This window comes from Kitasatospora sp. MBT66, assembly GCF_000710405.2.
Lineage (GTDB): Bacteria > Actinomycetota > Actinomycetes > Streptomycetales > Streptomycetaceae > Kitasatospora > Kitasatospora purpeofusca.
This window is the reverse complement of record NZ_JAIY01000004.1, coordinates 328,028-347,302: the sequence shown is the minus strand read 5'-3', so window position 1 is coordinate 347,302 and position 19,275 is coordinate 328,028. Positions and strand designations below refer to the sequence as shown.

Sequence of the window (19,275 nt, the reverse complement as noted above, 5' to 3'; positions counted from 1 at the left end):
GAGGCGTTCGACAACGCCGGCCGGGTCGAGCAGGCCGCCCGTGAGGTGGCCGAGGGCGAGGTGCTGGCGGGTTACCTGCCGAAGCAGCTGTCCGACGACGAGCTGACGGCCATCGTGGCCGCCGCCGTCGCCGAGAGCGGCGCGGTCGGTCCGCAGGGCATGGGCGCCGTGATGAAGCTGGTGCGGCCGAAGGTCGACGGCCTGGCCGAGGGCGGCCGGGTGGCCGCCGCGGTGAAGTCCGCCCTCGCCGGCTGACCGGTCCGCTGAGCGGCGCCAGGGCAAGGGCAAAGCGGAGAACGAAGAAAAGAGGGGCGCCCCCCGAGCGAGATGCTCGGGGGCGCCCCTCTTTTCTTCGTCCTGCCGGAGGCCGCGAGGGCCGGCCGCTCAGTGGTGGCCGCGCCCGTTCCCGCCGCCGTCGTTCCCGCCGATGACCCCCGGCGGGAAGGTGAACCCGCCGCCGATCAGGCCGCCGGCGTTGGTGCCGGGGGCGCCGGGGTTGCCGGCCGGGGGCGGCGGGTTGCCGCCCGCGTTCGGGTCGCCGCCCGCGGGGGGCGTGGCCGGGGCGGTCGCGCCCGGGGTGGCGTTCGGGTCCGGCTTGGGGGCCGGGTCCGGGATGTCGATGGTCTGGAAGGTCTCCTTCGGGGAGCCCTTCAGTGCCGCGTCCATGGCCATCTTCCAGATCGGGCCGGGGCCGGTGGCGCCGAAGACGCCGTCGGCACCGTAGTAGGTCTCGCCGATCTTCATGTTCTTCATCTCGACGCCGCCGGTGGGGCCGCCGATCCAGACCGCGGTGGCGAGCTGCGGGGTGTAGCCGCTAAACCAGGCGGCCTTCTTCTTGTCGGTGGTACCGGTCTTGCCGGCGATCTGGCGGCCGTCCTCCAGGCCGAGGGTGGCGCCGGTGCCCTTCTCGGTCACATTGAGCAGGACGGTGTTCAGCGCGTCGGCGGTCTGCTCGGAGAAGGCCTGCGTGCAGGCGGTCTGCGGGACCTTGATGTCCTTGCCGTCGACCGTGCTGATCTTGTTGATCGCGATCGGCGTGCAGTGCTTGCCGCGGGCGGCGAAGGTCGCGTAGACGTTCGCCATGGTCAGCGGCGACATCTCCTTGGTGCCCAGGGTGATCGAGGGCACCACGTCCAGCTTGGCGCCGGAGGCGGTGGTGGTGATGTTGAGCTTGTCGAGCATCTGCTTGACGGGGCAGAGCCCCATGTCCTGCTCCATCTGAACGAAGTAGGTGTTGACCGAGAGGGCCATCGCCTGCTTCAGCTCGTAGGGGCCGACCTCGCTCTTGCTCTCGTTCGGGACGTAGCGCTCGTTGCCCTTGTAGGTGTTCTTCCAGGTGCCTTCGCAGGTCTTCATCGTCGGCCACTCGATGCGGTTCTCGGACGGGTACGGCTTGGTGGGCGCCATCCCGTTCTCGAGCGCGGCCGCGGCGATGATCGGCTTGAAGGTCGAGCCGGGCTGGAAGCCGTTGCCGCCGCCCATCGCCGCGTCGACGTTGAGGTTGACGACGGTCTGGTTCTTGGACGGCTCCAGGCCGTACGGGCGGGTCTGGGCCATCGCCAGGATCTTGCCGGTGCCCGGCTCCATCATGGTCGCGGCGGCCGACACCGGGTCGGTGACCTTGACCTTGCCGGTGACCGCGGCCTGGGCGGCGGCCTGCTTGTCCGGGTCGAGGGTGGTGTAGATGTTCAGACCGCCCTGGTCCCAGAACTTCTTCCGCTCGGCGGCGTTCTTGCCGAAGGCCGGGTCCTGCTTGACCACGTGCCGGACGTAGTCGCAGAAGAAGCCCATGCCCGCCTGGGCGGTGATGCAGCCGTTCTGCGGGTCCTTGTACTTCAGGCCCAGCGGGGCGGCCTTGGCCTCCTTGGCCTGGTCCGCGGTGACGTGCTTGTTCTCGACCATCTTGTCGATCACGGTGTTGCGCCGCTTCACCGCGTTGTCCGGGAAGCGCACCGGGTCGTACTGGGACGGGTTCTGCACCAGGCCGGCCAGGGTCGCGGCCTCGGCGATGGTGAGGTCCTTGTTGCTCTTGCTGAAGTACCGCTGGGAGGCGGCTTCGATCCCGTACGCCTGGTGACCGTAGAAGGTGATGTTCAGGTAGTTGGTGAGGATCTGGTCCTTGGTCAGATCCTCCTCCAGCTTGATCGCGACCTTCAGCTCCTGGATCTTGCGGCCCAGGGTCTTGCGCTGGGCCTCCAGGACGGCGGCCTGGTCGTCGCCGGCCTTCTCGACGTTGACGTTCTTCACGTACTGCTGGGTCAGCGTCGAGGCGCCCTGGGAGGCGGTGCCGCTCTCCGCGTTCTTGCTGATCGCGCGGAGCACGCCCTTGAGGTCGACGGCGCCGTGGTCGTAGAAGCGGGCGTCCTCGATGTCGACCTGCGCCTGGCGCATGTAAGGGGACATCTGGTCGGCGGTGAGGACGGTGCGGTCGCGCTCGTAGACCTTGGCGATCAGCCCGCCCTTGGCGTCGAAGATCTGGGTCGCCTGGGTGAGCGGCGGCGTCTTGAAGTCGTCCGGGATGTTGGAGAAGCCCTCCGCCGTGTTCTTGGCGGTCAGGCCGAGCGCGCCGACGGCGGGCAGGGCCATGCCTGCCAGCAGTACTCCGGACAGCACGCTGACCCCCAGGAACTTCACTCCGTGTCCCGCGTAGTCGAGCGGTGACCCGCGGCGCTTGCCGCGCGGAGCTCCGGTGTTGCCTGGGGGCTGGGGTGCCTGGGGGCGCTTCGGTGCCATGGGGAGAACCCTACGTTGCCGAATGCCGCACACCGGGGCAGGTGTTCGCCTAGGCTTGTCACAAGCTTGCGACAGCTTCGCTGCGTCAGCATCGATCACTCTTGTGAGTGATGAGAATTGCCCGAATTATCTACCTTCGGGGCGTTTTTGAGGCAGCTGATGGCGGCTGCACCCCTGTGTCCGGTAGCGCTGTGTAGTGGTCCGCGTGGCGAGAGTGGTGAACGCGGACCTGGCAATGCTTGCGACCTGCGATCACTCCAACGAGTGAGCTGATCGCCACCCATAGTCCAATCGGGTCATTCGAGATTGAGCCCGAAGGGGCTGTTGCAAGCTGTCGTTCTTCCGTAACGTCCTCAACTGGCAACGGTGAATATGCCGTTGCCGCCGTGGGGGAGCCTCGATTCGGGAGAGGACGGCGCCGGCATGGGCTGGGTAGACGACTGGAGTGCGCAGGCCGCCTGCCGCACGAGTGATCCGGACGAACTGTTCGTCCAGGGGGCGGCGCAGAATCGCGCCAAGGCGGTGTGCAGCGGGTGCCCGGTGCGCACGGAATGCCTGGCGGACGCCCTGGACAACCGGGTGGAGTTCGGGGTCTGGGGCGGGATGACCGAGCGCGAGCGCCGGGCGCTGCTGCGCCGTCGGCCGACCGTGATCTCGTGGCGGCGGCTGCTGGAGACAGCCCGCACCGAGTACGAGACCTCGCTGGCCACCGGCGTGATACTGACGGACTACGCCCAGGCGGGCTGAGTCACCGCCGCACGGGCTTCGGCCGCGCGGGCTTCGGCCGTGCGGAGCACGGTCGGCGCGCACAACCCGGGTCGGGGGGCTCGGGTCCGGAGGTCCGGGTCGACGGCCCGGACCGGTGCGACAACCCGGGCCGGTCCGAGAACCTGGACCGGCCCCGCCGAGTGTCAGTCCGCGGACCCGCTGAGCCGCTCCCCGATCGTCCGCAGTCCTTCCAGGTCGTGGACGTCCCCGGGCAGCGCGGCGACCTCGACGATCGGCACGTCCGGGTACACCGAGACGAAGCGGTCACGGGTCCGCCGCTCGCGCACCATCACCTGCATCCGCTCGGCGTGCAGCCGCAGCAGCCCGGCCGCCAGCAGCTCGGCGTCCGGCGAGACCTGCTCCGAACCGTTCTCCTCCAGCGCCTCGGCCGCGGCCAGCGCCCGTTCGGCGGTGAGCTGCGGGGCGCCGGTCCCGTGCACCCGGTTGAGCACCAGTCCGGCCAGCGGCATCCGGTCGGCGGCCAGCCGGTCCACGAAGTACGCCGCCTCGCGCAGTGCGTCCCGCTCCGGGGCGGCCACCACCAGGAACGCCGTGCCCGGCGCCTGGAGCAGCTGGTAGGTGCGGTCCGCCCGCTCCCGGAAGCCGCCGAACATCGAGTCCGTCGCGCTGACGAAGGTCTGGACGTCGGTCAGCAGCTGGGCGCCGAAGATCTTCCCGAGGGTGCCGGTGAGCAGGCCCATCCCGGCGTTCAGGAACTTCATCGCGGACCGCCCGCCGACCTTGGCCGGGGCGGTCAGGATCCGGATCACCTTGCCGTCGAGGAAGGACCCGAGCCGGTTCGGCGCGTCCAGGAAGTCCAGCGCGGACCGGGACGGCGGTGTGTCGACGACGATGAGGTCCCACTCCTCGGCCGCCCGCAGCTGGCCGAGCTTCTCCATCGCCATGTACTCCTGCGTGCCCGCGAAGCCGGCCGACAGGGACTGGTAGAAGGGGTTCTCCATGATCGCGCGGGCCCGCTCGGGGTCGGCGTGCGCCAGCACGACCTCGTCGAAGGTCCGCTTCATGTCGAGCATCATGGCCTGGAGCTCGCCGTCGCCGGTCACGCCCTTGACGATCCGAGGGGTGTTGTCGAGCTCGGTCAGCCCCATCGACTGCGCCAGCCGCCGGGCCGGGTCGATGGTCAGGACGACGACCTTGCGGCCGCGCTCGGCGGCCCGCAGGCCGATCGCCGCCGCGGTGGTGGTCTTGCCGACGCCGCCGGATCCGCAGCACACGATGATCCGGGTCTTCGGGTTGTCGATCAGCTCGTCCACGGCGAGCCGGCTGCCGCCGGCGCCCGCGCCGCTCTGTCCGGTGGTGCCGGTCCGCCCGCTCACGCTGCCCCCTGACGCTTCAGTTCGCCCGCCAGCCGGTAGAGCGTGCCGAGGTCCACACCCTCGCCCAGCAGTGGAAGTTCGTACGTCGGGAGCTTCAGGTGCTGCAGGTCGGCGCGCCGGGCGCGCTCCAGTTCCACCCGCTCGGCGTGCTCCCTGGCCTGTGCCAGCAGTGGATCGAGCAGCGGTTCGACCGCCGCCCGGACGGTCTCCGGCTTGCGCGAGCGGCCCCCGAGGCCCGCCTCGCCGAGGGCCAGCGCGACCTCCTCGCGGTGGTCGCCGTCGACCGCGGCCACCGCGGCCGCGTCCAGCAGCGGCGGCCGGACCATGTTGACCAGCACCCCGCCCACCGGCAGACCGGCCTCGCGCAGCTCGGCGATGCCGTCGACGGTCTCCTGGACCGGCATCTCCTCCAGCAGGGTGACCAGGTGCACGGCGGTCTCCGGCGACTTCAGCACCCTCATCACGGCCTGCGCCTGGCTGTGGATCGGCCCTATCCGGGCCAGCCCGGCCACCTCGGAGTTGACGTTCAGGAACCGGGTGATCCGGCCGGTCGGCGGTGCGTCCATCACCACCGCGTCATAGGTCCGCCGTCCGTCCGGGCCCTTGCGGCGGGCGGCCTCGCAGGCCTTGCCGGTCAGCAGCACGTCCCGGACGCCGGGGGCGATGGTGGTCGCGAAGTCGACGAACCCGACCTTCTGCAGCGCCTTCCCGGCCCGGCCGAGCTTGTAGAACATGTCGAGGTACTCGAGCAGGGCCTGCTCGGTGTCGATGGCGAGCGCGTGCAGCTCACCGCTCACCGAGCCGCCCGGCGTGCCACTTGCCGAGCCGCCCGCCGAGCCGCTCGCCGGCAGGCCCAGCTGGGCCGGGGTGACCGTGGCGATCCGGCGCTCCTCGTAGGGGAGTGCCGCTATGCCGAACAGCTCCGCGATGCCCTGACGGCCCTCCACCTCGATCAGCAGGGTCCGGCGTCCCTCCGCGGCGAGCGCCAGTGCCAGCGCCGCGGCCACGGTGGTCTTCCCGGTCCCGCCCTTGCCGCTGACCACGTGCAGCCGTACGCCCTCCCAGTCGGGATCGCGCCGGGCCGCCTGGCCGGGGGTGCGTGCCACGCTCCGTCTCCGTCCGTCTCCGAGGGCCGGCACCACGCAGGTGCCCTCCCGCGAGGGTAACCAGGGACCGCACCGGATGCCGGGACTACCCGGGGCGCCGGACCCGAATCATGCCCGCTTTGTGGGCCACCTCACACGCAGGAGCGCGCCCGGACGCGGACCGGGGCCGATCGCCGGGACGGAACGTCTAGAGTCTGGCCATGACCAAGTGGGAATACATGACGGCACCTCTGCTGGTGCACGCCACCAAGCAGATCCTGGACAACTTCGGCCACGACGGCTGGGAGCTGGTCCAGGTCGTACCGGGTCCGAACCCGGAGCAGCTGGTGGCCTACTTCAAGCGGGAGAAGCAGGCATGAGCAAGGTCGAGGAGAAGCTGGCCGAGCTGGGTCTGACCCTGCCGCCGGTGGCCGCCCCGGTCGCCGCCTACGTGCCCGCGCTGCGTACCGGTGACTTCGTCTTCACCTCCGGCCAGCTGCCGATGGTGGCGGGCAAGCTCCCGAGCACCGGCAAGGTCGGCGCCGAGGTCACCCCGGAGGAGGCCAAGGAGCTCGCGCAGATCTGCGCGCTGAACGCCCTGGCCGCGGTCAAGTCGGTGATCGGTGACCTCGACCTGGTCGAGCAGGTCGTCAAGGTCGTCGGCTTCGTCGCCTCCGCCCCCGACTTCACCGGCCAGCCCGGCGTGATCAACGGCACGAGCGAGCTGCTCGGCAAGGTGCTCGGCGACGCGGGCGTGCACGCCCGCAGCGCGGTGGGCGTCACCGTGCTGCCGCTGGACGCCCCGGTCGAGGTCGAGATCCAGGTCCGCGTCCGCGCCGGAGCCTGACCGACCGACCGCACCCGCGGCCGGACACCCCCGACGCGCTCGACACCCTCAACACGCTCTGCACCCTCGAGCGCGCCGGACACCCTCACGTCGGACACCCTCGCGCCGGAGACCTCGACGCGACGGACACCCTCGACGCCCCGCCCGCCCCGGACCCGCACGGAGTCCGGGGCGGACGTGTGTCCGGGCGAGGACGCCCCGGCCCGCGCAGGGGCGGTCCGTCGGAGACGGTCCGCACAACGGATCACCCCTGTCCAAGCCCGCCCCCGGGCGCTTAGCATCCGGGCATGGACCAGCGAGCAACGACGCTCCCGATGCCCCCCGGCTGGCCCGCCCGGATCAGGGCGGCCGAGGCCGGGGAGCTGACCCCGCCCGTGCCCAGGCAGTCCGCCACCGTGGTGCTGCTCCGGGATACCGGGACGGACGCCGGCCCGGAGGCGTACCTGCTGCGGCGGCGCACCTCGATGGCCTTCGCCGCCGGGATGTACGCCTACCCGGGCGGCGGGGTCGACCCGCGGGACGCGGAGGCCGAGCTCGGCTGGGCCGGTCCCGGCCCGCAGGAGTGGGCCGAACGGCTCGGCGTGGACGCCCGGACCGCGCAGGCCGTGGTCTGCGCCGCCGTCCGCGAGACCTTCGAGGAGGCCGGCGTCCTGCTGGCCGGTCCGGACGCCGACAGCGTCGCCGAGCCCCGGGACTGGACCGCCGAGCGTGCCGCCCTGGAGGCCCACGAGCTCTCCTTCGCCGACTTCCTGCGCGACCACGGGCTGCTGCTCCGCAGCGACCTGCTGGCCGGCTGGGCCCGGTGGATCACCCCGGCCTTCGAGGAGCGCCGGTACGACACCTGGTTCTTCGTCGCCGCCCTGCCGACCGGGCAGCGTGCCGCCCGCGAGGTCGGCGAGGCGGACCGGGTCGCCTGGCTCACCCCGGCCGAGGCCGTCCGGGGCTACGAGGAGGGCCGGTTCGGGATGCTGCCGCCGACCGTCACCGTGCTGCGTGAGCTGGAGCCGGTACGCAGCGCCGCCGAGGCGCTGGGCGCGGCGGCGGACCGTTCGCTGGAGCCGGTGCTCGGCCGGGCCGAGGTGCGCGGGGAGCGACTGACCGTCCGCTGGCCGGGGTACGACGAACTGACGATCGACGGTACGTTCCCCGAGGAACGCGTCGGCTGACCGCGCCCCACCCGTTCCTGCACCGCCCGTTCCTACACTGCCCGTCCCTGCACCGCCCTTGCAGTACCCCCGCTCCACCCCCGAGTGATCCGTACGAGAAAGGACCGACGCCCGATGACCCACAACGATGTGGCTCGCCGGACGGCACCCGAGATGCCCGCCCGCCGCCTGATCCCGCGCCGCCCGGCCTGCGACTCCGTCAGCTTCACCGAGGTGGCGCAGCGCGCCCTCACCCGGGCGCTGCCGCTCCGGGCGCTGCACCGCGTCACCGAGGACCGCAGGTGAGCGGACTGCTGCCGGGTGACCCCGCCGCCGGGATCGGCGGCGAGGCCACCCCCCGTGCGCTCTGCGTGCTGGCGCCGAACCCGTCGCCGATGACGCTGGACGGCACCAACACCTGGCTGCTCTCCGAGCCGGGCTCGGACCTCGCGGTGGTGATCGACCCGGGCCCGCTGCACGAGGGCCATCTGCGCCGGGTGATCGAGACCGCCGAGCAGCAGGGCAAGCGGGTGGCGCTCACCCTGCTCACCCACGGGCACGCCGACCACTCCGAGGGAGCGGCCCGGTTCGCCGAACTGACCGGCAGCGAGGTCCGCGCACTGGACCCGGCGCACCGGCTCGGTTCGGAGGGGCTCACGGACGGGCAGCGCCTGGACGTCGGCGGCCTCGACCTGCGGGTGATCGGCACCCCCGGCCACACCTCGGACTCGCTCACCTTCCACCTGCCCGCGGACGGCGCGATCCTGACCGGCGACACCGTCCTCGGGCGGGGCACCACGATGGTCGCCCACCCGGACGGCAGGCTCGGCGACTACCTGGACTCGCTGCGGCACCTGCACGGCATGGCCGCCGAGCACGGCGTCCGGACGGTGCTGCCGGGGCACGGGCCGGTGCTCGCGGACGCGCTCGGCGCGGTGGACTACTACCTGGCCCACCGGGCCGGCCGGCTGGCCCAGGTCGAGACCGCGGTCGAGGCCGGCTGCCGGACGGCGGCCGAGGTGGTGGCGCGGGTGTACGCGGACGTGGACCGCGCGCTGTGGCCGGCGGCCGAGCTGTCGGTCCTCGCGCAGCTCCAGTACCTCAGGGACCACGGGCTCATCCCGGACTGACCGGACTGACCGGACTGACGGGACTGACCGGGCGCCGCCTGCTGCCCGCCGGACCCGCGAAGGACCGGCGAAGGGCCCGTACGCCGGAGCGTACGGGCCCTTCGCACAGGTGCTCGGGGAGCGCGGACTACCGCGAGCGGCGGGAGAGCCGCTCGACGTCCATCAGCACGACCGCCCGGGCCTCCAGCTTCAGCCAGCCGCGGCCGGCGAAGTCGGCGAGCGCCTTGTTGACCGTCTCGCGGGAGGCGCCGACCAGCTGGGCCAGCTCCTCCTGGGTGAGGTCGTGGGCGACGTGGATGCCCTCGTCGGACTGCACGCCGAAGCGGCGGGAGAGGTCCAGCAGGGCCTTGGCGACGCGCCCGGGCACGTCGGAGAAGACCAGGTCGGACATCACGTCGTTGGTGCGGCGCAGACGGCGGGCGATGGCGCGCAGCAGTGCGATCGAGACCTCGGGGCGCGCGTGCAGCCAGGGCTGGAGGTCGCCGTGGCCGAGGCCCAGCAGCTTGACCTCGGTCAGCGCGCTCGCGGTGGCGGTGCGCGGGCCCGGGTCGAACAGCGACAGCTCGCCGATCATCTCGCTGGGGCCGAGGACGGCGAGCATGTTCTCGCGGCCGTCCGGCGAGGCCCGGTGCAGCTTGACCTTGCCCTCGGCGACGACGTACAGCCGGTCGCCGGGGTCGCCCTCGTGGAACAGCGACTCGCCGCGGGCGAGCGTCACCTCGGTCATGGAAGCGCGCAGCTCGCCGGCCTGTTCGTCGTCGAGTGCCGCGAAGAGTGCGGCGCGCCGCAGAACGTCGTCCACGTGCTTCCTCCTTCTCGGCCGGCCGGCCGTCAAGCCCTCCGGCACAAGTTCGTACAGTGCTCTGCATCACCAAGCATGGCGCATGTCGCTCCGATCATATGAGGAGGGGGTGTGCCGAGGTGTGCTGCGCGGGGCCATTCGTACCGCCGGAACCGCTCCGGACCCCGGCTCCGAGCGGCTCGGGGACGGGCTGGGGGAGCGGTTCGGGACCAGCTCGGCACCGGCTCGGAGACCGGTTCACGACCGGCCCGGGAGCCGTCCGGCGGTCGCCGCGGGCTCACCCGGCCGGATCTGCCGCCAGGCCGTCCGCGTCCGCCGCGAGCAGGGCGTCGGCGACGGCGGTGCGCGTGTGCAGGACGGCGTGTCCGGCCCGCTGCGCGCTGGTCAGCCCGGCCGCGCGCAGGGCGGTGAGGTGCTGGGAGGTCCCGGCGGTGGAGAGCCCGGTCCGCCGGGCCAGCTCGGTGGTGGAGGCCGGCGCGTCCAGTTCGGCGAGCAGCCGCGCCCGGGAGCGCCCGAGGACGGCGGCGAGCGCCTCGGCCGGGTCCGCGACCGGCCCGGACTCCCACAGGGTGGCGACGCCGCGCGCGGGGTAGGCGAGCTGCGGCGGATCCGGCGGCAGTGTCCGGGTCAGCACCCGGGGCCAGGCGAACACCGAGGGCACCAGGACCAGCCCGGCCCCGGCGTCCAGCCGCTGGACCGCGCAGTGCCGCTGCTCCAGCCGCAGCGCGCCGCCGTCCCAGCGGACCGTTTCGTGGAGGTCGTCCAGGACCTGGGCGCTGCCGCGTCCGGCGGCCTGCCGGGCGCGGTGCAGCACGTCCGCCTCCAGCAGCGCGCGGATCCGGGCCCAGTGCGGTCGCAGCGCGAACTCCCAGTACTCCTCGATGTCGGCCACCAGCAGGGGCAGCAGGCCGGACGGGTCGCGGTGCAGGGGTTCGAGGACGGCGGGCAGCCGTCCGCCGCGCTCGCCGGCCAGGATGTCGAGATCGGCCCGCACCCGGTCGGGCGGGGTCGCGGCGATCGCGGCGAGCTCCTCGGCGAGTGCGGGAGAGGCGCCGGCGGGGACCGGGGTGAGGAAGTCCGGCAGGTGGCCGGCGGCCGGGACCAGCGCGGCCAGCCGCCGCACGGCGGGTCCGGTGGCCTCCGCCGCCCGGCGGACCTGTGCGGCCCAGGGCCGGTGCAGGGCGGGGACGGCCCGGTGGGCCAGCACCCGGAGGCTGGTCACCACCTCCCACATGGGGGAGACGGCGAACCTGGTCCGGGCCAGGTCGTCCGTCGAGAACGCGAGTTCGGTCCGCATCGGTGCCCGCCCACTCTCCCGCTCCGGCCCAGGATTCAGCCTCAGCTTAATCACTGGAGGGCGCCCGAAGACCGGCCGCAGGATGTCGACGGCGCGCAACCGCCACTCCCGCCCCGGCGGCTCCCGGAACCCCTCCCGGAACCCCTCCCGCGATCCCTCCCGAACCGAAAGCCGGTGACCCCTCATGCCCACCTCCTCCCCGCTCCCGCCGTCCACCGTCCGCACGCGGGCCGAGCGGCTGAGGGCGCTGGTCGCGGACGGCGTGCTCGTCCTGCCGAACGCATGGGACGCCGGGAGCGCCGCAGTGATCGCCTCGGCCGGGGCGGCCGCGATCGCCACCACCAGCGGCGGCGTCTCCTGGTCACTGGGCCGGGGCGACGGCCAGCGCATCGACCGCGCGACGGCCGTCGAGGCCGCCCGCCGGGTCGCCGCCGCCGTCGACCTGCCGGTCACGGTGGACGCCGAGGGCGGCTACGGGCCCGCGCCGGAGGATGTCGCCGAGACGGTTCGGGCCCTGGTGGGGGCGGGCGCGGCCGGGGTCAACCTGGAGGACTCCGCGGCGCCCGGCGGCCCCCTGTTCACGGTGGACGAGCAGGTCGGACGGCTGCGCGCCGCACGGTCGGCGGCGGAGGCGGCCGGCCTGCCGGAGCTGCTGGTGAACGCCCGGACGGACGTCTTCCTGTTCGGGCTGGGCGGGCTCGACGACGTGCTCGTCCGCGCCGAGGCGTACGCGGCGGCGGGTGCGGACGGCCTCTTCGTCCCCGGTCTGCTGGACCTCGACGCGCTGGCCGCGCTCTGCGCCCGCTCGCCGCTGCCGGTCAACGCGATGGCCGTGGCCGGCGGGCCGGGCGTCGCGGAACTCGCCGCCGCCGGGGTGCGCCGGATCAGCGTGGGCACCGCGCTGGCCCAGTTCGCCTACACCGCCGCCCACCGGGCGGCCGCCGAACTGCTCGGCCCCGGCACCCTGACGGAGCCGGCCGGCGCGCTCGGCTACGGCGAGGTCGACGGGCTCTTCCGGGGCTGACCGGCCTGTCAGCTCCCCTGCCCTCGCCCCTCCTTCCCCGCCCGGTCCTGGCCGATCCGCCGCAGGAGCACGGCCGTCCGGCGTAGCCTTCACGCATGGCAGAGAGCAAGGTCCGGACGACCGCGTCTGCGGGGAAGCCGGTGGGGAAGGCAGGCGGGGCGCCCAAGCCCGAATCGCGGCTGGCGATGGTGCGGCGGGCGCGGAGGATCAACCGGGAGCTGGCGGAGCTGTACCCGTACGCGCACCCGGAGCTGGACTTCGACAACCCGTTCCAACTGCTGGTGGCCACCGTGCTGTCGGCGCAGACCACCGATCTGCGGGTGAACCAGACGACGCCGGCGCTGTTCGCCAAGTACCCCTCGCCGGAGGACATGGCGGCGGCGAACCCGGCGGAGCTGGAGGAGATCATCCGGCCGACCGGGTTCTTCCGGAACAAGGCGAAGTCCCTGATCGGCCTCTCGATCGCGCTGCGCGACGAGTTCGGCGGCGAGGTCCCCGGCCGGCTGGCGGACCTGGTCACCCTCCCCGGGGTCGGTCGCAAGACCGCCAACGTCGTCCTCGGCAATGCCTTCGGCGTCCCCGGGATCACCGTGGACACCCACTTCGGCCGCCTCGCCCGCCGGTTCGGGTGGACCACCGACGAGGACCCGGTGAAGGTCGAGGCGGCGGTCGCGGAGATCTTCCCGAAGTCCGAGTGGACGATGCTCTCGCACCGCGTGGTCTTCCACGGCCGGCGGATCTGCCACTCCCGGAAGCCGGCCTGCGGAGCCTGCCCGATCGCACCGCTCTGCCCCTCCTACGGCGAGGGCGAGACCGATCCCGAGAAGGCGAAGAAGCTGCTCAAGTACGAGATGGGCGGACAGCCGGGCCAGCGGCTGCGCCCGCCCGCGGACTTCCCCGGCGAGGCCGGCGCCCGCGCGGACGCCGCCGCCCACCACGGCGAGGTCGCCGACCTGGCGGTGGCCGAGTGAGCGACCGGGGGATGGTGCGGGGGGTCGAGCGGGACGGGCTGCCGACCTGGCTGGAGCCGGTCAGGGACGCCGCGGAGCGGGTGCTGCCGGAGCAGCTCAGCCGCTTCCTGCCGCCGGAGGACGGCGGCCGCGCCGCCGCCGTGCTGATGCTCTTCGGCGAGGGTGCGTCCGGCCCGGACCTGCTGCTGATCGAACGGGCCCGCTCGCTGCGCTCGCACGCCGGCCAGCCCTCCTTCCCCGGCGGCGCGCTGGACCCGGAGGACGGCGACCCGGCCGGCCCCGGCCCGGTGGCGGCGGCGCTGCGCGAGGCCTGGGAGGAGACCGGCCTGGACCCGGACGGGGTGCAGGTGTTCGCGACGCTGCCCGCGCTGTACATCCCGGTCAGCCGGTTCGTGGTGACGCCGGTGCTCGGCTGGTGGCGCCAGGAGTCGCCGGTCCGGCCGGTGGACCTCGGGGAGACCGGCGCGGTGTTCCGGGTGCCGATCGACGAGCTGACCGACCCGGTGAACCGGGCCAGGCTGCGGCACCCGTCCGGCCACATGGGACCGGCCTTCGCGGTCGGCGGCCGACTGGTCTGGGGCTTCACCGCCGGGGTGATCGACCGGGTGCTGCACCACAGCGGGCTGGAGCGGCCGTGGGACACGGGCCGGGTCGTCGAGCTCTCGGACGAGGCGCTGGAGCTGGTGCAGGGCGACCGGGAGCGTTCCCGGGCGGTGCTCGGCCACGACGCCGGGGCGCAGTGAACCGGACGGCGGGCGGATTCGACCATCGCCCGCCCGGCGGGGTGGTCCGTCGTGGGAGGGTGTCCGGGTGAATGTCCTGGATGTGCTGTTGATCGCCGCCGCGATCGGATTCGCCGTGTCGGGCTACCGGCAGGGCTTCGTGGTCGGCGTGCTGTCGGTCCTCGGCTTCCTGGGCGGCGGACTGCTCGCCGTCCAGTTGCTGCCGCTGCTGCTCGACCACCTCAGCCCCGGGACGACCGCCTCGGTGATCGCGGTGGTGGTGGTGATCGTGCTGGCGGCGATCGGCCAGGCGATCACCACGCACTTCGGCTGGAAGCTGCGCGGCCACATCGACCGCCGCCCGGCCCGGGCGCTGGACGCCGCCGGCGGCGCCGTGGTCAATGTGATCTCGATGCTGCTGGTGGCCTGGCTGATCGGCTCCGCGTTGGCCGGGACGTCCCTGCCGACCGTCTCCAAGCAGGTCCGCACCTCGGCGATCCTGGGCGGGGTCCAGGACACCCTGCCCTCCGACGCCCCCAACTGGTTCTCGGACTTCTCCAAGGTGCTCGCCCGCAACGGCTTCCCGCAGGTGTTCAACCCCTTCGAGCACGAGCCGATCACCCAGGTCGACATCCCCGATCCGACGCTGGCCGGCAGTCCCGCGGTGGCGAAGGCCCGGCAGAGCCTGGTCAAGGTCGTCGGCACCGCCACCTCCTGCGGCAAGACGCTGGAGGGCAGCGGCTTCGTCTACGCCCCGCACCGGGTGATGACCAACGCCCACGTGGTCGGCGGGGTCAACGAGCCGACCGTGCAGATCGGCGGGGTCGGCCAGCTGTACGACGCCACGGTGGTCCGCTACGACTGGCAGCGCGACATCGCCATCCTCGACGTGCCGAAGCTGAACGCGCCGGCCCTCACCTTCGCCGGCGAGGCGAAGACCAATGACAACGCGATCGTGGCGGGCTTCCCGGAGAACGGCGCCTTCAACGTCCAGCCGGCCCGTATCCGCGGCCGGATCCAGGCGAACGGACCGGACATCTACCACCGCGGCCAGGTGGTCCGCGACGTCTACTCGGTGCGCTCGCTGGTGCGCCAGGGCAACAGCGGCGGGCCGCTGCTCACCCCGGACGGCCAGGTGTACGGGATGGTGTTCGCCAAGTCGCTGGACAGCGCGGACACCGGGTACGTGCTGACCGCGGCCGAGGTGCGCGAGGACGCCGAGCAGGGCAGCGTGGCCTCGGGCCGGGCGGACACCCAGGGCTGCGCGCTCTGACCCACCGGGCCGCCGTCGGCCCGCCACCGGGCCGGCTCGTGGGGCCGGCGGCGGGCCGAGGGGGCTGCGGGGCTGCGGGTCCCTGGCTCTGCGGGGCTGTGAGTCCGCGGGGCTGCGGGTCCGTGGACGTGGGTCCGCGGACGGGGGTCGGTCAGGTGTCGCGGCGGAGCCGGGCACCCACCCAGCGGGCGCGCCGGCCGAGGATGCGCGGGATACCGAGCCGGTCCTGCGCCGCGCGGGGGTGGCCGTCCGGGCCGTCGAAGCCGCCGTCGTAGCCGTTGTCGTAACGGCGGTCGTAACCGCGGTCGTGACCGCGGCCCTCCGTCCACTCGGAACGGTGGGCGGAACGCTGCGAGCTGTCGCTGTGCTGTCGGCCGCGCGGGGCGCTGCCGCGATCGGGCATCCAGGTCATACCGCAATGGATGCCCCTGGGTCGACGGGGGTAACCGCCCGTCCGGCCATCAACGTGGCCTATGCGCTTGTCATATGTGCGTCACCTGAAGGGAGTTGGGACCTACGGCCTGGTTCCCCCGATCGGGTGTCGGGACCTTCTGCCCCGATCCGGGGCCCCTACGCCGCCGGGCCCCGCACCGATTCAGTCCTTGTGCCGGCCGATCCAGTCCAGCAGCTCGGCCGTGAACTGCTCCGGCGCCTCCTCGTGCGGGAAGTGCCCGATCCCCGGCAGCAGCCGCCAGCGGTACGGCGCGGCCACGTACTCGCCGCCGCCCAGCGCGGTGTGCGACAGCAGCACCGGGTCCGCCGCCCCCTGGATGTGCAGGGTGGGCGCGGTGATGGGCTTCTTCATCCGGCGCGCGAACTGGATGCCGTCCGGCCGGGCCATCGAGCGCAGCAGCCACCGGTAGGGCTCGATCGAGCAGTGCGCGGTGCTGGGGATCCGGATCGCCTCCCGGTACGCGGCCACCGCCGCGCGGTCCAGCTGGTTGCGTCCGGTCCAGGCGTCCAGGTAGCGGCCGACCAGCGCGGCGTCGTCGGCGACCAGGCGGCGCTCCGGTATCCACGGCCGCTGGAAGCCCAGGATGTGCTCGAAGGCGGCCATCTGCCGCCGGTCGGTCAGCAGGGCCCGGCGGAGGTCCCGGGGGTGCGCGGCGGAGACCACGGTGAGGCTCTGGATCACCGAGGGCCGCATCACGGCGGCCACCCAGGACAGCGTGCCGCCGGAGGCGTGGCCGACCAGGTGCGCCCGGTTCTCGCCGAGGGAGCGGATCACCCCGGTGATGTCCAGCGCGAGGTTGCCCGGGTCGTAGCCGCGGGGGGTGCGGTCGCTGCCGCCGATGCCGCGCAGGTCCAGGGCGACGGCCCGGTAGCCGGCCTCGGCGAGTGCGGTCAGCTGGTGGCGCCAGGCCCACCAGTACTGCGGCCAGCCGTGGACCAGCAGGACCAGCGGGCCCTCGCCGAGTTCGGCGATGTGGAAGCGGGCGCCGTTGGCGGCGAGGTCGCGGTGGGTCCACGGTCCGGCCTGCCGGACGTCCCAGGGGGCCGGAGGCGTGCCCTGGACGTCGCCGCCGTCACCGGGGGAGGTGCCGACGGACCCGGAGGCGGTGTCGCCGGAACCGGCGGACGGCTGTGCGGGCACGGGCTTCTGGTCGAGCGACATACCGAGAGCGTGTCACATCCGCGCGCCGGACACGCGCCCGGCACTCGCACTCGGGCCGTTCGGGCCCGCCGAGCACCGGCCGCGCGTCCACGACGCGGTCGCCGGGCCTACGGGATGCGGCCCAGGGCGCGGTCGATCTCCTCCTTGGTGGCGGGACGCGGCCGCGCGTTCTTCAGGACGTCGGCGGTCTTCTGCGCGCCCTCGATGGTGCGGACCGGCTTCTCGATCTTCTTGAACGAACGCAGCGCCAGCAGGCCCAGCAGCACGGCCAGCAGCAGGTACGCGCCGGCCACGACCAGGAACGACCAGCCGAGCGAGAGGCCCAGCGCGTGGATGCCGAACGCCGCGGCGGCGCTGAGCATCGGGACGGCGGCCAGGGCCACCACACCGGCGACAGCCAGCGAGACGCCGCCGGAGACACCGCGCTTGACGTCGGCGCGGATCTCGGCCTTGGCGAGCGCGATCTCGTCGTGGACCAGGGCGGACAGGTCGGCGGTGGCCGCGGCGAACAGCTGCCCCACCGAACGCTCGCCCGCATAGGGCGCCCGGCCGTTGCTGGACGGGTCTGCGGCTCCTGCGGGCATCAGCGGTTCTCCTCTTCGGCCGTGCGGCGAGTGACGCCGCCGCACGGTGCGGCTCCCCGGTGGTTCCGGGTACCGGGGCGGGCCCGGTGGCGTCGGTGGACTGTCGACAGTTCAGAATCATGCCCCTACCGGACGAGCGGACACCACTCCGGGGGGCCCGGCGAGGGACGTGTTCCGGGCAGGTCCGGCCCGGGCCCGGCTCAATGCGGGTGGTGCGGGCCCTCGTCGGCCGGGTGCGCGCCCGGTTGCGGACGGTCCGGTCGGCCCCGCAGTCCGGCCGTGCGCGCCTGCCAGGCCGGGTCGTCCAACTGGTAGACGTCGGGGATGCCGTCACCGTCGAGGTCGCGGTCCTCCTCCTCGCACAGCTCGCGGTAGTGCCGGTTGCGCAGCTTCAGCAGCACGGTGGCGATCAGCGCGCAGAGCAGCGAACCCACCAGGACGGCCGCCTTGGCCCGGTCGGCGAGGGCCGGGTCGTCGGGGAAGGCCAGTTCGCTGATCAGGAGCGAGACCGTGAAGCCGATGCCGGCCAGCACCGAGACGGCGAACATGTCCGCCCACTTGAGCTGCGGGTTCAGTTCGGCGCGGGTGAAGCGGGCGGCCAGTCGGGTGCCGCCGAAGATGCCCACGGTCTTGCCGACCAGCAGGCCGAGCACGATGCCGAGCGGGGCCGCCTGGGTGAACACCTCGCGCAGGGCCGGCCCGGAGATCGTCACCCCGGCGGCGAACAGCGCGAAGACCGGTACGGCGAACCCGGCCGAGATCGGGCGGACCAGGTGTTCGATGTGCTCGCCGGGGGAGGACTTCTCGTCGCCCTCCCGGTGGCAGCGGAGCAGCAGGCCCATCGCGACGCCCGCCACCGTGGCGTGCACGCCGCTCTCGTGCATCAGCGCCCAGATCACGAAGGCGAGCGGTACGAACAGGTACCAGCCGTGGACCCCGCGCCGGTGCAGGAACCAGAACAGCACCAGTCCGGCGAAGGCCAGTCCGAGCGCCCAGAACTTGATGCCGTAGCTGTAGAAGATCGCGATGATCAGGATCGCGATCAGGTCGTCCACCACCGCGAGGGTGAGCAGGAAGGCGCGCAGCGCCGAGGGCAGGTGGCTGCCGACCACGGCGAGCACGCCGAGCGCGAAGGCGATGTCGGTGGCGGTCGGGATGGCCCAGCCGTTCGGATGCCCGCCGGGGCCGGCGTTGGCCACCGCGAACACGATCGCGGGCAGCGCGACGCCGCAGACGGCGGCTATGACGGGGAGGATCGCCGCGCTGGGGCTGCGCAGCTCACCTGCCACGAACTCGCGCTTGAGCTCGATCCCGGCCACGAAGAAGAAGATCGTCAGCAGTCCGTCCTTCGCCCACGCGTCCAGACTGAGGTCCAGGTGGAGCGGGGCGGAGGGGCCGACGGTGTAGTCCAGGACGGACTCGTAGGCGGCCGGCCAGACATTGGCCCAGATCAGTGCGACGACCGAGGCGAGCAGCAGCAGTACGCCGCCGACGGTCTCGGTGCGCAGCGCGTCCGTGATGTAGGTGCGCTCGGGAAGGGACAGCCTGCCGAGGAGCTGGCGGCGTCGGGTCGTCGGCTCGTTGACGGGCGGCTGGCTGGCCACGGACGGCCTCCTGGGGGCGGGGACGGTGTACGGAGATGCACCGGTGGTGCATTGCCGACCAGACTTCCCGGCTCGCCCTGTGACGCGAATCTTGATGCGTCGTTGACAGTATAACGGGAACGACAAGGCGAGATCCGGATTGTCATACTTCAGGACCTAAGCCTGGGTGGCCTGTTGTGCACCCGTCCGTACGGCCGATCGGCACCCGAACGGAGTCGGCGGCGTGCAGACGGGTGAACGGCTCTCTATCGTCGACCGCAGGGCCCGGCCGAGGTCGGAGCCCCGGTCCAGGGGATTTCCCCGGGTCCCTCACCTTCGCGCTGTGGAGGCGCCGCCAT

20 protein-coding genes are annotated in these 19,275 nt (G+C 73.1%); 11 read left to right on the top strand and 9 right to left on the bottom strand.

Translation table 11 applies throughout. The features are described from left to right. Positions 1-255: GatB/YqeY domain-containing protein (locus tag BI06_RS53280; protein ID WP_043466754.1), on the top strand; the 255-nt coding region annotated here is incomplete at its 5' end. A 129-nt stretch (positions 256-384) separates the two neighbouring features. Here the strand turns inward: BI06_RS53280 and BI06_RS08220 are convergent. Then, positions 385-2,733, bottom strand: a complete 2,349-nt coding sequence (locus BI06_RS08220) for a transglycosylase domain-containing protein (RefSeq protein WP_082558372.1) — start codon at positions 2,731-2,733, stop codon at positions 385-387. 423 nt (positions 2,734-3,156) lie between these two features. On the opposite strand from BI06_RS08220, the gene BI06_RS08215 reads away from it, so the two are divergent. Beyond that, on the top strand, positions 3,157-3,480 hold the full coding sequence (locus BI06_RS08215; RefSeq protein ID WP_037779213.1) for a WhiB family transcriptional regulator: 324 nt from the start codon (positions 3,157-3,159) through the stop codon (positions 3,478-3,480). Between the two features lie 164 nt (positions 3,481-3,644). Here the strand turns inward: BI06_RS08215 and BI06_RS08210 are convergent, their stop codons facing one another. Both BI06_RS08210 and BI06_RS08205 read right to left on the bottom strand, forming a co-directional pair. Further along, positions 3,645-4,838, bottom strand: a complete 1,194-nt coding sequence (locus tag BI06_RS08210) for an ArsA family ATPase (protein WP_030392641.1) — start codon at positions 4,836-4,838, stop codon at positions 3,645-3,647. Further along, the gene (locus BI06_RS08205) at positions 4,835-5,944 is read right to left on the bottom strand and encodes an ArsA-related P-loop ATPase (protein WP_051740475.1); all 1,110 of its coding nucleotides are present in this window, start codon (positions 5,942-5,944) and stop codon (positions 4,835-4,837) included. The genes BI06_RS08210 and BI06_RS08205 overlap by 4 nt, the downstream gene beginning before the upstream one ends. A 200-nt stretch (positions 5,945-6,144) precedes the next feature. Here BI06_RS08205 and BI06_RS52295 point away from each other — a divergent pair, with 200 nt between their 5' ends. From BI06_RS52295 to BI06_RS08190, 5 genes are all read left to right on the top strand, one after another. Next, positions 6,145-6,303, top strand: a complete 159-nt coding sequence (locus tag BI06_RS52295; RefSeq protein WP_093860985.1) for a DUF4177 domain-containing protein — start codon at positions 6,145-6,147, stop codon at positions 6,301-6,303. Continuing rightward, positions 6,300-6,770 (top strand): RidA family protein, encoded by a 471-nt coding sequence (locus BI06_RS08200; RefSeq protein WP_030392643.1) that lies wholly within the window; start codon positions 6,300-6,302, stop codon positions 6,768-6,770. The genes BI06_RS52295 and BI06_RS08200 overlap by 4 nt, the downstream gene beginning before the upstream one ends. Positions 6,771-7,057: 287 nt before the next feature. Next, positions 7,058-7,936 carry an NUDIX domain-containing protein gene (locus tag BI06_RS08195; RefSeq protein WP_199523259.1) on the top strand — a complete coding sequence of 293 codons (879 nt, stop codon included), beginning with the start codon at positions 7,058-7,060 and terminating at the stop codon, positions 7,934-7,936. Positions 7,937-8,050: 114 nt separating this feature from the next. After that, a complete protein-coding gene (locus BI06_RS50440) occupies positions 8,051-8,221 on the top strand; it encodes a hypothetical protein (RefSeq protein WP_157855182.1) in 171 nt (56 codons plus the stop codon). After that, positions 8,218-9,045 (top strand): MBL fold metallo-hydrolase, encoded by an 828-nt coding sequence (locus BI06_RS08190; RefSeq protein ID WP_030392645.1) that lies wholly within the window; start codon positions 8,218-8,220, stop codon positions 9,043-9,045. The genes BI06_RS50440 and BI06_RS08190 overlap by 4 nt, the downstream gene beginning before the upstream one ends. Positions 9,046-9,172: 127 nt before the next feature. Here BI06_RS08190 and BI06_RS08185 read toward each other — a convergent pair whose 3' ends face one another. Together BI06_RS08185 and BI06_RS08180 are read right to left on the bottom strand one after the other, a co-directional pair. Beyond that, positions 9,173-9,847 carry a Crp/Fnr family transcriptional regulator gene (locus BI06_RS08185; protein WP_030392646.1) on the bottom strand — a complete coding sequence of 225 codons (675 nt, stop codon included), beginning with the start codon at positions 9,845-9,847 and terminating at the stop codon, positions 9,173-9,175. Positions 9,848-10,124: 277 nt separating this feature from the next. After that, positions 10,125-11,144 (bottom strand): DUF5937 family protein, encoded by a 1,020-nt coding sequence (locus tag BI06_RS08180; protein ID WP_043466751.1) that lies wholly within the window; start codon positions 11,142-11,144, stop codon positions 10,125-10,127. 184 nt (positions 11,145-11,328) lie between these two features. Here BI06_RS08180 and BI06_RS08175 point away from each other — a divergent pair, with 184 nt between their 5' ends. From BI06_RS08175 to BI06_RS08160, 4 genes are all read left to right on the top strand, one after another. Further along, positions 11,329-12,168 carry an isocitrate lyase/phosphoenolpyruvate mutase family protein gene (locus BI06_RS08175; RefSeq protein WP_043466749.1) on the top strand — a complete coding sequence of 280 codons (840 nt, stop codon included), beginning with the start codon at positions 11,329-11,331 and terminating at the stop codon, positions 12,166-12,168. Positions 12,169-12,263: 95 nt separating this feature from the next. Next, positions 12,264-13,139, top strand: a complete 876-nt coding sequence (gene nth, locus BI06_RS08170) for an endonuclease III (protein ID WP_078879769.1) — start codon at positions 12,264-12,266, stop codon at positions 13,137-13,139. Positions 13,140-13,150: 11 nt separating this feature from the next. Continuing rightward, on the top strand, positions 13,151-13,882 hold the full coding sequence (locus BI06_RS08165) for a CoA pyrophosphatase (RefSeq protein ID WP_043467437.1): 732 nt from the start codon (positions 13,151-13,153) through the stop codon (positions 13,880-13,882). A gap of 67 nt (positions 13,883-13,949) precedes the next feature. Next, positions 13,950-15,134 (top strand): MarP family serine protease, encoded by a 1,185-nt coding sequence (locus BI06_RS08160; RefSeq protein ID WP_030392651.1) that lies wholly within the window; start codon positions 13,950-13,952, stop codon positions 15,132-15,134. Between the two features lie 151 nt (positions 15,135-15,285). On the opposite strand, the gene BI06_RS08155 is transcribed toward BI06_RS08160, so the two are convergent. The 4 genes from BI06_RS08155 to nhaA form a co-directional block, all read right to left on the bottom strand. Next, positions 15,286-15,546 carry a hypothetical protein gene (locus BI06_RS08155; RefSeq protein ID WP_043466747.1) on the bottom strand — a complete coding sequence of 87 codons (261 nt, stop codon included), beginning with the start codon at positions 15,544-15,546 and terminating at the stop codon, positions 15,286-15,288. A 183-nt stretch (positions 15,547-15,729) separates the two neighbouring features. Further along, the gene (locus BI06_RS08150; RefSeq protein WP_078879770.1) at positions 15,730-16,749 is read right to left on the bottom strand and encodes an alpha/beta fold hydrolase; all 1,020 of its coding nucleotides are present in this window, start codon (positions 16,747-16,749) and stop codon (positions 15,730-15,732) included. Positions 16,750-16,856: 107 nt separating this feature from the next. After that, positions 16,857-17,333 carry a phage holin family protein gene (locus BI06_RS08145; protein WP_043466745.1) on the bottom strand — a complete coding sequence of 159 codons (477 nt, stop codon included), beginning with the start codon at positions 17,331-17,333 and terminating at the stop codon, positions 16,857-16,859. A 200-nt stretch (positions 17,334-17,533) separates the two neighbouring features. After that, on the bottom strand, positions 17,534-18,937 hold the full coding sequence (nhaA, locus tag BI06_RS08140) for a Na+/H+ antiporter NhaA (RefSeq protein WP_082558371.1): 1,404 nt from the start codon (positions 18,935-18,937) through the stop codon (positions 17,534-17,536). Positions 18,938-19,275: the final 338 nt, after the last annotated feature.